The sequence below is a fragment of the Duganella sp. GW822-FHT06D06 genome (assembly GCF_058799615.1).
In genome coordinates, this window is sequence record NZ_JBXALQ010000001.1 from 70,792 (window position 1) to 84,421 (window position 13,630).

Sequence of the window (13,630 nt, forward strand, 5' to 3'; positions counted from 1 at the left end):
GGTCTCGCTTTCGTTCACGCTGTCGTTCATAGCTGTTCTAGTTTTCCCGTATCCATACCACTGACGTGATGCCGTTCTTCTCCCGATGCATCAGGGACTCCGTGTCCAGCGCCGCCCGGTCCAGCCTCACCCGGCTGTAGGCCAGGAAGTAGCTGCTCTTGACGCCGTAAGGCACGTCTGGCGCCTTCATGCCCGTCAGCTGCGGCTGCGCCTTAAACGCTTCCGGGCTGTAGTAGTAGATCCGCTTGCGCGTATTCACCATGGCCGCGGCATCCGACAGCGACAAGCGCTCATATAGCGCCGACATCAGCTCGGCTGGCACGGTATTCACGTTCAATTCCGTTGCGCGTTCCGGCAGAATGGTGACGAACTCGCGCAGGCGCTCTATCGTCGGCGGCGTAAAGCCGCTCACCGCCAGCAAATCCTCCACTCGCAGCAAGTCGATCGGCTGCGGGCCGGTGATTTTCGGCGCCGCCTGGCCTTCCTTTGGCAGCGCCGTTTGGGCGTTTGCCACCTGGGTAGCCACCGCCTGAGCCAGCGACGGATCGAGCTGCAGATTGGTCAGCAAGCGCTCGAACACCTTCACCTGGGGACCTTCGATCACATGGTTCAGCGCCAGATTGGCAAGATTGTAACGCGACTGCGCGTCGATCATCTTGCCGGACAGGGTGGCGTTGAAATTTTCCGCCTCGGCGCGCTCGCGTTCGATGTAATCGTCCAGCCGCGTTTCTTCCAGCGGCGTGGCCCAGATGCCGCCCGCCTGCGTGACCAATTGCGAATCCAGAAAGTCCTGATACAGCACCAGCCGGCTCAAGTCCAGCGCGCCGCGCACGATCCAGCGGGTTTGCAGTTGCAGGCGCTGGTTCTCCATCGAACGCACCTGCACCTGCTGCTGCCAGAACAGGCTGGCGACGATGGTCACCGCCAGCGTCGTCAGCAACAACGCCGTAATGACGGCCACGCCGCGCTGGCGCCGCAGCTTCACAGTGCCCCCAGCAGGAAGGATTTGAGCATCGGGACTTCCTGCTGGTCCAGCAGCATCGACACTTCCATGCCGGCGGGCGCGCCGGTGGCCGGCGTCGGCATCACGCCCGCCGCCGGCACCCAGCCCTGCGTGGTCCAGAAGCGCATCGCCATGCGCTGCACGCCCGATTTCAGCGCCACGCTGGCGGCCGGGTCGATGTCGCTATTGGCCGCCTGCCACAGCACATCCAGCTGCGCCAGGTCGCGCGTGCCGGCCGATTCGCGCCGCGTCAGCATGCCGTCGCGCACGCGGTAGGAGACCACCTGCACCCGCGTGGCCTCGTTCTCGGCCAGCGTCAGGCGCACCAGCGTGATGCGGTTGTCTTCCGCGCTCAGGATGGTGCGGGTGCCGATCAGCGTCTGCGGCGCCAGGTTGGCGCAATCGCTTTGCAGTTGAGCGAAGGTCAGTTGCAGGCCGCGCGTCTGCTCCATCTGCGCGGTCAGCGCGCTGCGCGAGCGGATGATGCCGTCCAGCCCGCGCCAGCCCAGCACCGCGACGATGGCCAGGATCGATATCGCCACCAGCAGTTCGATCAGCGTGAAGCCGCGCGCGCGGCGCAATGGCGCCGTCATTGATTCACCAACTGGACCAGCTTGATGATGCGCCGCTCCGGCGCGGCCTGGTCGTAGACGCTGACCTCGACCCGGCGGAAGCGCGGATTCGGGCTGGCGATCACTTCTTCCAGGCACATCAGCTTCATGTCGCCCTGCGGGCATTCGAAGGTTTGCTTGCCGACCGCCGGGAACTGGCGCGTCAGGCGCAGCTGCACCATCCGGTTCTCGGCCGACCAGGTGGCCATCATGGCGCCGCGCAGGCCGTCGCTGTTGGCGGTCAGGCTGCCGACCGCGCGCAGCGAAGCGCCCAGCGCGGTGCCGACGATCACCAGCGCCACCAGCACTTCCAGCAAAGTAAAGCCGCGTTGTCGAGGAAGGCGCATCTAGTCCACCGTGAAATGGCCGATGCCATCGGCGCGGATGGCGATGCTGGCATCGCCGGCGCCGAGCGTCAGCACGAAGGGTTTGTCGACCGGCTCGCGGCCGAAGACGATGCGCAGGCTGGCGTCGGCGACGTTGGGCGGCGGGTCGAGCATCAGCGTGATCGGCGCGTGCTTGAACTCGCGCTCGCGCAGCAGGTCGTCCTGCACCGCCACGTCCCATCGCTTGTCGTTGCGGATCAGGAAGCGGTAGCCGTCCGGTCCCGCCTCGAAGGCGATCTGGCGGTTGCGCACGATGGCCTCGTCGCGCGCCAATTGCAGCAGCAGCGCCACGCGCTGCGCGTCTTCACGCAGCGACTGCTTCTGGCCCGGCAGCGCGTTGAGCGACACCAGTCCCAGCGTGACGCCCAGGATGACCATCACCACCAGCAGTTCGATCAGCGTGAAACCACGCTGGCGGGCGGCGCGCATAGGCCGTGCTCCCGCTGCGATCAGTTATCCCAGGAGCCGATGTCGGCATCGTCGCCGGTGCCGCCCGGCGCGCCGTCGGCGCCGTAGGAGAACACATCGACTTCGCCCTTGATGCCCGGCGACAGGAACTGGTATGGGTTGCCCCACGGGTCTTTCGGCATTTTTTCCAGGTAGCCGCCGGCTTTCCAGCCGTTGGCGGCCGGGCCGGCGGTCGGCTTGGTCAGCAGCGCCTGCAGGCCCTGCTCGGTGCTCGGATAGCGCTGGTTGTCCAGCTTGTACAGCTTGAGCGCCTGCATGACGGTGGCGATATCGACCTTGGCGGCGGCCACTTTGGACTCGCCGGTACGGCTCAGCAGCTTGGGCACGACCAGCGCCGCCAGCACGCCCATGATGACCACCACCACCATGATTTCGATCAGCGTAAAGCCGCACGAGGCGGCACGACGGGGCAGGGAGAGTTTTTTCATATTTGATGACAAATTAAAATGATTGCAGAGTATAAGGCTGAATCGGCGCCAGCGGCACCCTAAAACGAGTTTTGCGCCGGCAGGCTTAAATGGGGCTTAACCGGGTGCTCGGCGCACCCGGTTTTTACCCCGCTTTACCTAGTCGTGGCGATGGGCGGTGGCGTCGATGCGGCGGCGCGCGCCGTCGTTGCCGCCGCCAGCGGCATCGGCCACGGCGGCGGCTTGCCCCACCTGCGGCCCATCCTTGACGAACGGCGCGATGCCCAGCGCGGTGTCGATCTCCTGCGGATAGATCACATAGCCGCGCGTGATCACCGCCGCCACCTTGCGGACGTCGGCGATGTCCTTGGTCGGATCGCCGTCCACCAGCACCAGGTCGGCCAGCTTGCCGGCGACGATGCTGCCGCGGTCATTGCTGGTGCGGGTGTAGCGGGCGCCGTTGCGGGTGGCCACCTGCAGGGCCTGGGCCGGCGTCAGGCCGGCCTTGACCAGCAGCGCCAGCTCCGAATGCAGCGTGAAGCCGGCAATGTCGTCGGTGCCGGCGACGATGGGCACGCCGGCCTTGTACATGATGCCGACGAATTCCACCATCTTGGCGTAGGACTTCTCGTAGCGCTTGAGGGTATCGGCGCCCTCGATCTTCATGGCGCCGACGGCGAAGCTGCGCGCCACGTCCGGCGGCATGTTGGCGGCGAAGGCGCGGTAGGGCAGATTGACGTCGCCGTCCTTCTGCTGGATGAAGGCGAACGCCGACAGTGTCGGGTCGACCGAAATCTGCTTCTTCGCCAGGCCGGCGATGAAGTCCTTGAACGGCTTGGTGTTGAAGTCCATGCCGGCGACTTTTTCGGCCGGCAGCAGGAAGCGGTTCAGGTTGCGGGTTTCGGTGTCCGGCTTGACCAGGAAGTTCAGCAGCACCTGGTTGATGTGCTGGATCTCGTCGTAGCCGGCGTCCAGCGCCTCCTGCGCGCGCAGCCCGGCCGGGATGTGGCCGGACACGCGCATGCCGCGGCTGTGGGCGTAGGCCACGGTGTCCTTCAGGATGGCTTTCGGGAAGGAGTTGTAGATCTTCAGCTGCGGGTAGCCGTGCTCCGCGTACCAGTCGATCGCATCCTTCGCGCCCTGCAGGTCCTTGATGGTGAAGCCGTTCATGGCGCTGAACGGGCTCTCGCCTTCCAGGAAACCGGCCGGCACCACCTGCGGCGCCAGCAGCTTGCCGGCGGCGGTTTCGTCCAGCATCGCCTGCAGCTGCTTGTTGTCGTTGCCCATGTCGCGCACGCTGGTCACGCCGGTCGACATATTGAGCGCGCCGGACCAGCGGTCGACGTGGCCGTGCATGTCGAACAGGCCGGGCAGCACGATGCGGCCGGCGGCGTCGATGGTGTTGACGGCGCCGCGCACCGGCGAGCCGGCCGGCAGCACGGCGGTGATGCGGCCGCGCAGCACGTAGATGTCGGACGGCGCGCCGACGGTGGCTTTTTCGCTGTCGAACACGCGGGCGTTGCGCACCAGCGTCAGGCCGGTCAGCGGGTGTTGCAGCCTGGCGGCCAGGTCTTCCAGCATCTTGCTCTCGGCCTGCTTCTGGCGCACGGCCAGCACTGGCGCGGCGCCCTGCCAGCCCTCTTCCAGCATGTTGGCGAAGCCGGGGATGATCACGCCGAACAGGCGCGCAGGCTTGCCTGCGGCGCCGGTGGTGGCCCAGTAAAACGACGGCGACAGGCCGACGCCGGTTTGCGCCAGCAGCCGCACGGTTTGTTTCTGGCCGTTGTCGCTGCTCACTTCCAGCGTATCGAGCACGGTCTGCGACAGCGTGCCCGATGGCAGCAGCGCCATTTTACGTCCGGGCGCGGCGTCCAGCGCGGTGATGTAGGCCGAGACGGTTTCGAAGGAACCGTTCAGCGGCAGGTAGCCGGCCGGGCCGCTGACGGCCTTCTTGCCCTGTTCGGAGGTGGACTTCCACTCGGCCTGGTCGCCCTTGCGCTCGAAGCGCTCGTCGACCACCGCGCCGAAGGTGGAATTGCCCTTGACGCTGTACTCGGTCATCACGCCGTCGGTGCCCATGCGGAATTGCTCCGTCAGTTCCGGGCCGCGGCCGTTGTTCTTGAAGATGAAACGTACCTTGGTCAGGCCGTCGTCCTGGCGTTCGACGGCCTGTTCGCCGATCTGCTTGCCGCTTTCCGAAATGATCAGGTACTTGGTGCTGGTAGCTGCCTGGGCGGCGAACGCCGCGGCCAAGGCCAACGGCAATACAGCGAGTCGTTTCATCAACAAGGTAAGTCTCCTTCCGGTTAGTGTTATTTTTTCGCGCAGACCGGGCAATCGCCGTTGCGCCCCACACCTATGCTGGTCCACTCCATGTGCAGACCATCCAACATCAGCAGGCGCCCGGCCAGCGAGGCGCCCACGCCCATCAACAGCTTGAGCGCTTCGGCCGCCTGCATGGCGCCCACCACGCCCACCAGCGGCGCGAACACGCCCATGGTGGAACAGGCGACATCTTCAAACTGCTGGTCCTGCGGGAACAGGCAGGAGTAGCAGGGCTGCGCGCCGCCGCGCGGATCGAACACGCTGACCTGGCCGTCGAAACGTATCACCGCGCCCGACACCAGCGGCTTGCCCAGCGCGACGCAGGCGCGGTTGACGGCGTGGCGGGTGGCGAAGTTGTCGGTGCAGTCGAGCACGACGTCGGCCTGCGCCACCAGCGCGGCCAGGCGGGCGTCGTCGACGCGCTCGTTCAGCGCGGTGATGGCGATGTCGGGATTGATCTGGGCCAGCGTGATGCGCGCCGATTCGGCCTTGGGCTGGCCGACCCGCTCCGTGGTGTGGGCGATCTGGCGCTGCAGGTTGGTGAGGTCGACGGTGTCGTTGTCGACCAGCGTGATGTGGCCGACGCCGGCCGAGGCCAGGTACATGGCGGCCGGCGAACCGAGGCCGCCGGCGCCGATCACCAGCGCATGCGCGGCCAGCAGCTTTTGCTGGCCCTCGATGCCGATTTCGTCGAGCAGGATATGGCGCGAATAGCGCAGCAGTTGCGAGTCGTTCATGGTCTCGGAGCGGCGGCGCGCCCGTCGTTTATTGGGTTACTGGCTGTTTCAAGGCCGGCTTTTTTTCGCTGGCCTTGGGCTTGGATTCCGGTTTGGCGGCTGGCTTGACGGCCGGCTTGGCGTCGCTCTTGCTGTCCGACTTGATTTCGCCGACATCGCCGCCGGCGGCGGGCGCCGCCTCCACTTTCGACAGCTTGACCGGCAAGCCCTTGAAGTGGTTGATCGCCTGCGCCAGCTGGAAGTCGTCCCTGGAGCCGAATTCCACCGGCTTGGCTTTCTTCGCCGGCGCGACCGCGCCGTCTTCCAGCTCTTCGCGTTGCGCGCTCAGGGCCTTTTTGGCGGCGCTGTCGCCTTCCGGGTCCTTGTCGTTGTTCAGGTGCTTTTGCAGGTCGGCTTCGCGCACGCGCAGGCTGTTCAAGCCGTCGCCGTCGGCGGTTTCGTCGACCATCAGGTCCGGCACGATGCCGCGCGCCTGGATCGAACGGTTGTGCGGCGTGTAGTAGCGCGCCGTGGTCAGCTTGACGGCGGTGTCGGCGGTCAGCTGGCGCAGCGTCTGCACCGAGCCCTTGCCGAAGGTCTGCGTGCCCATGATGGTGGCGCGCTTGTAGTCCTGCAGCGCGCCGGCGACGATCTCGGAGGCCGAGGCCGAACCGGCGTTGACCAGCACCACCATCGGCACGTCCTTGAGCGCGGCCGGCAGCTTGGCCAGCGGATCGTTCTTGGCACGGGCGGAATAGAACTCGCTGCGGCCGTAGAAGGTTTGCTTGGAATCGAGCAGCTGGCCGTTGGTCGAGACGATCACCGCATCCTTGGGCAGGAAGGCGGCCGAGACGCCGATCGCGCCCGGCACCACGCCGCCCGGATCGTTGCGCAGGTCCAGCACCAGGCCCTTGATGTGCGGGTCTTGCGCGTACAGGGCGGTGATCTTGCGGGCCATGTCCTCGACGGTCGGCTCCTGGAACTGCGAGATGCGCAGCCACGCGTAACCCGGCTCGATCATCTTGGCCTTGACGCTCTGCACGCGGATTTCCTCGCGCAGGATGGCCAGGACGATGGGCTTGTCCTCGTCCTTGCGGCTGATGGTGACGGTGACCTTGGAGTGCGGCTCGCCGCGCATCTTCTTGACGCTTTCGTCCAGCGACATGCCCTTGATCGGGGTGCCGTCGATGCGGGTAATCAGGTCGCCGGCCTTGATGCCGGCCTTGAAGGCGGGCGAATCCTCGATCGGCGAGACCACCTTGATGTAGCCGTCTTCCATGCCGACTTCGATGCCGATGCCGACGAATTTGCCGGCCACGGTCTCGCGCATTTCGCGGAAGGCTTTTTTATCGAGGTAGACCGAATGCGGATCGAGCGAGGCCACCATGCCGGAGATGGCTTCGGTGAGCAGCTTCTTGTCGTCGACGTTTTCGACGTAGTCGGTTTTAATCAGGCCGAACACATCGGACAACTGGCGCAGCTCTTCGAGCGGCAGCGGCGAACCGGTGACTTTTTGCGCGATGGCGGAAAACTGCAAGGAGACGGCGACACCAGCCACCATCCCCAGGCCGATCAGGCCGATGCTCTTGACTTTGTTGCCCATTTTTTCCGCAAACCTTAAAACTTGACCCAGCCAGCCGGATCGAATGCTGTGCCCTGATGGCGAAGCTCAAAGTATAGCCCCGATTCCTCGTTGCCGCCGCTGTTACCTGCGCTGGCGATCGAGTCGCCAGGCTTGACGACGTCGCCGACCCGTTTCAGCAGCGACTCGCAATTGCCGTAGATGCTCCAGTACTGGCCGCCGTGGTCGACGATGATCATATTGCCGAAGCCGCGCAGCCAGTCGGAGAAGATCACCTTGCCGCTGGCGACGGAGCGGATCTCGGCGCCTTCGCCGGTGCGGATGAACACGCCCTTCCAGCTTGGGCCGTCGCCGCGCTTGGTGCCGAACTTGGCGGCGACCTTGCCGCTGACGGGCGGGCGCAGCTGGCCCTTGAGGCTGACGAACGGCGCGCCGGACGGCACCGCCGGGGCCAGCGCGATATCTGCGGCCTTGGCTGGCGGCCTGGCCGGTTCTTCCTCGCGCGGCGCCGGTTTGAGCGGTTCCGCTGGTTTCGGCGGCGGCTGTTGCGCCACTTTCGGCGGCTCGCTGTCGATGGTGCCTGGCTTGGTCGGCGCCGGCTTGATGGCGCCCGATTTGCCGGCGTTGGCCTTGGCCAGGCGCTGGCGCTCGGCTTCGACGGCGGCCTTGGCCTTGGCCAGCGCGCGCGCCTCGGCGTCCGCCCTGGCCTTGGCTTCCGCCTCCGCCCTGGCGCGGGCGGCGGCCAATTGTTCCTGGCGTTTTTTCTCGGCGGCGGCGGCGATCGCCTGCTCCTGGATCAGTTTGCCCAGCTTGTCGACCAGGCCGGTCAGGCGCTGTTCGTCGCGCTCGACGTTGCCGACTTCCTTGCGCTGGGCCACCAGTTTCTTCGACAGCGAGGCCAGCAAGTTGGCGCGGCGGGTCTTCTCCTGCTCCAGCCTGGCCTTCTGTTCCATTTCCTCGGCGGCGATTTCCTGCAATTCATCCTTGGCGTTCTGCGCCTCGGCCTGGTTGACCTCGACCGCCTTCAGGTTGGCGCGCAGCGCGTCCAGCAGGCGCGCCTGGGCCTGCGACACATAGGACATCATTTGCAGGTCGCGGTTGATGCGGTTGGGGTTGTCGCCGGACAGCAGCAACTTGATGCGGTCTTCATTGCCGGCCACGTACTGGTCGCGCAGCAGCTTGGCCAGCTGCTGCTTTTGCTGGGCGACCGTGGCCGCCAGCTTGTCGTGCTCGACGGCCAGCTGTTGCAGCCTGGTGTTGGTGTCGCCCTGCTCCTGCGCCAGCTCGCGCAGCGAGCGGTTGGCGTCCGAGATCGCCTGTTCGGACTCGGCCAGCGTGTCGGCCGCGTCGTCCTTGGCGCTTTCGGTCTTGCCGATGTCTTTCTTGAGCGCGCTGAGCTTTTGCTGCAAGCCGGCGCGCTCGGCCTCGGCCGCCGCTTTCTGCTTGCTGCGCTCGGTGGTCTTGCCGAACGGCGCGGCGTGCGCCCCGTTCAGCATCATCAGTGCCAGCAACAGCGGCAGCGCCGCACCGGCGGCGGCGCCGCGCCAGCCTCGGAAGGAAGAATGCGACAAATTACTTGGCCTTGCCCTGGTTGGCGACGGCCGCCTGGGCCGCGGCGATGGCGTCGGCGTCACCCAGATAGTAGTGGCGGATCGGCTTCAGGTTCTCGTCCAGCTCGTAGACCAGCGGCTGGCCGTTCGGGATGTTGAGGCCGACGATGTCGTTGTCGCTGATGCCGTCGAGCATCTTAATCAGGGCGCGCAGGCTGTTGCCGTGGGCCGAGATGATGATCTTCTTGCCGGCGCGGATGGCCGGGGCGATGTCCTCGTCCCACACCGGCATCACGCGCGCCACGGTGTCCTTCAGGCATTCGGTCAGCGGGATCTGCGACTTGTCCAGGCCGGCGTAGCGCGGGTCGTTGAACGAGGCGCGGCCGTCGTTCTCGGCCAGCGGCGGCGGCGGCGTGTCGTAGCTGCGGCGCCATACCAGCACCTGGTCGTCGCCGTACTTGGCGGCGGTTTCGCCCTTGTCCAGGCCCTGCAGGGCGCCGTAGTGGCGCTCGTTCAGCCGCCAGTCGTTCTTGACCGGCAGGTACATCATGTCCATCTCGTCCATGCTCAGCCACAAGGTGCGGATCGCGCGCTTGAGCACCGAGGTGTAGGCCAGGTCGAAGGTGTAGCCGGACTCTTTCAGTACCTTGCCGGCCGCCTTGGCTTCGGCGATGCCCTTCTCGGTCAGGTCCACATCGGTCCAGCCGGTGAAGCGGTTCGAGAGGTTCCAGGTGGACTCGCCGTGGCGCATGAATACGATTTTATACATTTGAACTATCTTCAAAAAGGATTGAACGGGACGGAAAACCGGTACTGCGAGAACTCTTCCAGCTTCTATTTTATAATGCGCGGATTGACTTAAACCATTGGAACCCTGTGAAATTCTTCATTGACAATATTTTCATCATCGCCATCGTGCTCCTTTCGGGCGGCGCCCTGCTCTGGCCGGTACTGACGCAGCGCGGCAAACGCGCCTCCGCGCAAGAGGTGACGCTGTTGATCAACCGTAGCAAAGCCACCATTGTAGACGTACGCGACGCAACGGAATTTGCTGCTGGTCACTTGCCAGAAGCCAAGAATATTCCGCTGGGCGAGCTCTCCAACCGCCTCGGCGAACTGGAAAAGTTCAAGACCAAGAGCGTGATCGTGGTGTGCAAGACGGGCGCGCGCGCCTCGTCGGCGGCCGCCAAACTGGCCAAAGCCGGCTTCACCGACGTGGTCAACCTGGACGGCGGCGTTGCTGCATGGCAAAAAGCCGGCCTGCCGCTGGCCAAATAAGGAGGTCGAGATGACTGCCCGTGTAATCATGTACACCACCGCCGTGTGCCCCTACTGCGTGCGCGCCGAGCGCCTGCTGGAATCGAAGGGCGTGACCGGCCTGGAGAAGATCCGCGTCGACCTGGACCCGGAGCAGCGCGCGCTGATGATGCAAAAGACCGGCCGCCGCACCGTGCCGCAGATCTACATCGGCGACACCCATGTCGGCGGCTTCGACGATTTGTATGCATTGGATCAAGCGGGCGGCCTGTCCCCCTTGTTAAATGGCTAATCAACCCCAAATACAACGAGAGGGCCGCAGAAATAGTTTGAAACCATAATGGTTTTGATACAATTGCCCTCGCGTTTGATTTGAGCTCCATACCAAGCAAACTTATTCTGAGCGGCCCGTGCCGCTCGTTTTCACTATAACGAAAGCGTTCCATGTCTGACGAAAACCTGCAACCAGTATTCCAAATCCAACGCGTCTACCTGAAAGACATGTCGCTGGAGCAACCGAACTCCCCATCGATCTTCCTGGAACAGGAAGCACCGACCATCGAAGTCGCCCTGGACGTTGGCGCCGAGCCACTGGCCGACGGCGTGTTCGAGTCGACCGTCACCATCACCGTGACCGCCAAAGTCAAAGACAAGGTCGCTTTCCTGGTTGAAGGCAAGCAAGCCGGCATCTTCGAAGCGCGCAACATTCCTGCCGAGCAGCTCGATCCACTGCTGGGCATCGGTTGCCCGAACATCGTTTATCCTTACCTGCGCGCCAACATCGCCGACGTGATCACCCGTGCCGGTTTCCCACCAGTGCATCTGGCTGAGATCAACTTCGAAGTGTTCTACCAGCAGCGCATGCAAGCGATCGCCGACGCGGCCGCCGCAGCACCGGCAGCAACCGACGGCGCTGCCACCACGCACTAAGTCGTACTGAAGTACTTCGCTGCCGGGCGCCACGCCCGGCAGCGGTATCACCCGACATGCCGCGCCTGTGCGCGCTGTCCATCTGCAAGGTAAGCCATGACATTTCCCCGTTTAATCGCCAGTCTGACCATGTTGTTGGCCATGAGTGCCAGCCACGCGTTCGACTTCAAAACGGTGGGCGCCGCACCCGTCATCCTGTACGATGCACCGTCGACCAAGGGCGGCAAGCTGTTCGTCGTGCCGCGCGGCGCGCCGCTGGAAGTGGTGCTGGCCTATGGCGAATGGCTGAAGGTGCGCGACGTCAACGGCGAGCTGGCCTGGACCGAGGCCAAGGGCCTGGTCGGCAAGCGCAACGTCATCATCCGCACCCCCAACCTGAAAATCCGCGCCACGCCGGACGATGGCGGCGCGCCGGTGTTCAGCGCCGACAAGGGCGTGCTGCTGGAAGTGACCGAAGCGGCCGCCGGCGGCTGGCTCAAGGTGCGTCACCGCGACGGCCTGGTCGGTTACGTCAAGAATTCCGAAGTCTGGGGCATATAATTGCCGTAACGGCGACATCCGGTCGCCGAATGAGGTCCCATGCAAGATAATCCAAACAAACCGGCGGCGACGGTCCGCAAGGTGGCTGTGCTCGGCGCAGGCGCCTGGGGCACCGCCGTCGCCATGGCGCTGGCCCAGCGTCACGACGTGCTGCTGTGGGGCCGCAACGGCGACGCCCTGCAAGAGATGGCGCGCGCGCGCGAAAACAGCGGCTACCTGCCGGGTTATCCCTTCCCCGGCGGCCTGCGGATCGCCGCCGATTTCGACGCCGCGCTGGCCCATGTGGCCGGTCCGGACAGCCTGCTGATCGCCGCCTGCCCGGTGGCGGGCTTGCGGCCGCTGCTGGAGCAGCTGAAATCGCGGGCGATCCCGAACGTGGTGTGGTTGTGCAAGGGCTTCGAATACGGCACCGGCTTGCTGCCGCACCAGATCGTGCGCGCAGTGCTGGGCGCCGGCGTGGCCGGCGGCGCCCTGTCGGGGCCATCGTTTGCGCAGGAGGTGGCCAAGGGCCTGCCGTGCGCGCTGACCATCGCCTCCGACTCGGCGGCCTTGCGCGACTGCGTGGTGGCGACCGTCCATGGCGGCAATATCCGCGTGTATGCCAGCGAAGACCTGGTGGGAGTCGAAGTGGGCGGCGCGGTGAAAAACGTGCTGGCCATCGCCACCGGCGTGGCCGACGGCCTGGGCCTGGGCCTGAACGCGCGCGCCGCGCTGATCACGCGCGGCCTGGCGGAAATCACCCGGCTCGGCACCACGCTGGGCGGGCATACCGAAACCTTCATGGGGCTGACCGGCATGGGCGACCTGATTTTGACTTGCACCGGCGACCTGTCGCGCAACCGCCGCGTTGGCCTTGGGCTGGCGCAGGGCAAGCCGCTGGACGTCATCGTGCAGGAGCTGGGCCATGTGGCCGAAGGCGTACCGTGTTCGAAAGCCGTGCGCGAACTGGCGGCCAGGCTGGGCGTCGACATGCCGATCACCAACGCGGTGGCCGGCGTGCTGTTCGACGGCGACCAGCCGCAGGCGATGGTCTCGCGCCTGCTGGCCCGCGACCCGCGCGACGAAAAATAAGCACGGGGGTCAAGTCTGACATTCGGACACGAGCTCTGCCGTAGCGGCCGCTACGGCAGAGCTCGTGTCCGAATGTCAGACTTGACCCCCGTGGTTTTTATTCCACTTCTTTTGCCGCGCGCATCCATTCGACCAGCGGGAACGCATCCTTGAGCCCGCCGGCGATCATAGTCACCAGCTGTTCCGGCCGGTTGATCGGCAGGTCGAGCTCGGTCCAGACGAAGAAACTCTTCAGCTTGATGTATTCGATGTGCTCGTGCTCGGCATCGAAACCCTTGGGTGGGCGCATCAGCTTGCCTTCGTTCTGGATGTCGCCGAAGGTGGCTTTCAACTTCTTGTTCTTCAATACCTTGCCGAAGCCGGCCGCGTCGTCGACCATGTGCTGGCGCAGCGCCTTCAGCCGCGACGGCGGCGGCATGTATTCGCCGGCGCCGAACAGCAGCTTGCCACTGCCGTCGATCTGCATGTAGTAGGTCGGCCCGCCGGCCTTGCTCGGCCGGCGCAGGTCGTTCGGCGCCACCGCGGCCGAGAAGCGCGTCTTGTACGGGCTCTTGTCGTGCGCGAATCGCACGTCGCGGTTGATGCGGAACATCGCCTTCTTCGGATTGCAGAACTTGACGGCCGCATCGAACTTGCCCAGCTCGACAATCATGTCCGTCACCACTTGCAGGAATTCTTCGCGCAGGATGTCGTAGCGCGGTTTGTTCATGATGAACCAGGGACGGTTGTTGTTCTCCGCCAGTTCCTTGAGGAATTGAGTCAGGTCGCGCAGATGCATTAAAGT

General features: G+C 65.0%; 16 protein-coding genes. 5 read left to right on the forward strand and 11 right to left on the reverse strand.

Translation table 11 applies throughout. The features are described from left to right. Nucleotides 1-37: 37 nt before the first annotated feature. The 10 genes from gspK to gpmA all read right to left on the reverse strand — a co-directional run bounded on the left by gspK (nt 38) and on the right by gpmA (nt 9,817). On the reverse strand, nt 38-985 hold the full coding sequence (gspK, locus tag AC1RMD_RS00320; RefSeq protein ID WP_492922535.1) for a type II secretion system minor pseudopilin GspK: 948 nt from the start codon (nt 983-985) through the stop codon (nt 38-40). Further along, the gene (locus tag AC1RMD_RS00325) at nt 982-1,596 is read right to left on the reverse strand and encodes a PulJ/GspJ family protein (RefSeq protein WP_492922537.1); all 615 of its coding nucleotides are present in this window, start codon (nt 1,594-1,596) and stop codon (nt 982-984) included. Before AC1RMD_RS00325 ends, gspK begins: the two co-directional genes overlap by 4 nt. After that, the gene (gspI, locus tag AC1RMD_RS00330) at nt 1,593-1,961 is read right to left on the reverse strand and encodes a type II secretion system minor pseudopilin GspI (protein ID WP_492922539.1); all 369 of its coding nucleotides are present in this window, start codon (nt 1,959-1,961) and stop codon (nt 1,593-1,595) included. The genes AC1RMD_RS00325 and gspI overlap by 4 nt, the downstream gene beginning before the upstream one ends. Then, nucleotides 1,962-2,429, reverse strand: a complete 468-nt coding sequence (locus AC1RMD_RS00335) for a GspH/FimT family pseudopilin (protein ID WP_492922541.1) — start codon at nt 2,427-2,429, stop codon at nt 1,962-1,964. A 20-nt stretch (nt 2,430-2,449) separates the two neighbouring features. Then, complete coding sequence (gene gspG, locus AC1RMD_RS00340; RefSeq protein WP_492922543.1) at nt 2,450-2,896, reverse strand: type II secretion system major pseudopilin GspG; 447 nt, start codon at nt 2,894-2,896, stop codon at nt 2,450-2,452. Between the two features lie 138 nt (nt 2,897-3,034). Beyond that, nucleotides 3,035-5,158 carry an amidohydrolase family protein gene (locus tag AC1RMD_RS00345; protein ID WP_492922545.1) on the reverse strand — a complete coding sequence of 708 codons (2,124 nt, stop codon included), beginning with the start codon at nt 5,156-5,158 and terminating at the stop codon, nt 3,035-3,037. A gap of 29 nt (nt 5,159-5,187) precedes the next feature. Next, the gene (locus AC1RMD_RS00350) at nt 5,188-5,937 is read right to left on the reverse strand and encodes a HesA/MoeB/ThiF family protein (RefSeq protein WP_492922547.1); all 750 of its coding nucleotides are present in this window, start codon (nt 5,935-5,937) and stop codon (nt 5,188-5,190) included. A gap of 28 nt (nt 5,938-5,965) precedes the next feature. Further along, a complete protein-coding gene (locus tag AC1RMD_RS00355) occupies nt 5,966-7,519 on the reverse strand; it encodes a S41 family peptidase (RefSeq protein ID WP_492922549.1) in 1,554 nt (517 codons plus the stop codon). 14 nt (nt 7,520-7,533) lie between these two features. Next, nucleotides 7,534-8,997 (reverse strand): murein hydrolase activator EnvC family protein, encoded by a 1,464-nt coding sequence (locus AC1RMD_RS00360; RefSeq protein ID WP_492923545.1) that lies wholly within the window; start codon nt 8,995-8,997, stop codon nt 7,534-7,536. A gap of 73 nt (nt 8,998-9,070) precedes the next feature. Beyond that, a complete protein-coding gene (gpmA, locus tag AC1RMD_RS00365; RefSeq protein ID WP_492922551.1) occupies nt 9,071-9,817 on the reverse strand; it encodes a 2,3-diphosphoglycerate-dependent phosphoglycerate mutase in 747 nt (248 codons plus the stop codon). A 107-nt stretch (nt 9,818-9,924) separates the two neighbouring features. Between gpmA and AC1RMD_RS00370 the strand changes: the two genes are divergently transcribed. From AC1RMD_RS00370 to AC1RMD_RS00390, 5 genes are all read left to right on the forward strand, one after another. Further along, on the forward strand, nt 9,925-10,326 hold the full coding sequence (locus AC1RMD_RS00370) for a rhodanese-like domain-containing protein (protein ID WP_332853433.1): 402 nt from the start codon (nt 9,925-9,927) through the stop codon (nt 10,324-10,326). Between the two features lie 10 nt (nt 10,327-10,336). Then, on the forward strand, nt 10,337-10,597 hold the full coding sequence (gene grxC, locus AC1RMD_RS00375; RefSeq protein ID WP_492922553.1) for a glutaredoxin 3: 261 nt from the start codon (nt 10,337-10,339) through the stop codon (nt 10,595-10,597). A gap of 152 nt (nt 10,598-10,749) precedes the next feature. After that, nucleotides 10,750-11,235 carry a protein-export chaperone SecB gene (secB, locus tag AC1RMD_RS00380; protein ID WP_217943493.1) on the forward strand — a complete coding sequence of 162 codons (486 nt, stop codon included), beginning with the start codon at nt 10,750-10,752 and terminating at the stop codon, nt 11,233-11,235. Between the two features lie 96 nt (nt 11,236-11,331). Beyond that, nucleotides 11,332-11,775, forward strand: a complete 444-nt coding sequence (locus tag AC1RMD_RS00385) for an SH3 domain-containing protein (protein WP_492922555.1) — start codon at nt 11,332-11,334, stop codon at nt 11,773-11,775. Between the two features lie 39 nt (nt 11,776-11,814). Then, complete coding sequence (locus AC1RMD_RS00390) at nt 11,815-12,846, forward strand: NAD(P)H-dependent glycerol-3-phosphate dehydrogenase (RefSeq protein ID WP_492922557.1); 1,032 nt, start codon at nt 11,815-11,817, stop codon at nt 12,844-12,846. Between the two features lie 97 nt (nt 12,847-12,943). Here the strand turns inward: AC1RMD_RS00390 and AC1RMD_RS00395 are convergent, their stop codons facing one another. Next, nucleotides 12,944-13,624 (reverse strand): DUF2461 domain-containing protein, encoded by a 681-nt coding sequence (locus AC1RMD_RS00395; RefSeq protein WP_492922559.1) that lies wholly within the window; start codon nt 13,622-13,624, stop codon nt 12,944-12,946. Nucleotides 13,625-13,630 lie beyond the last annotated feature (6 nt).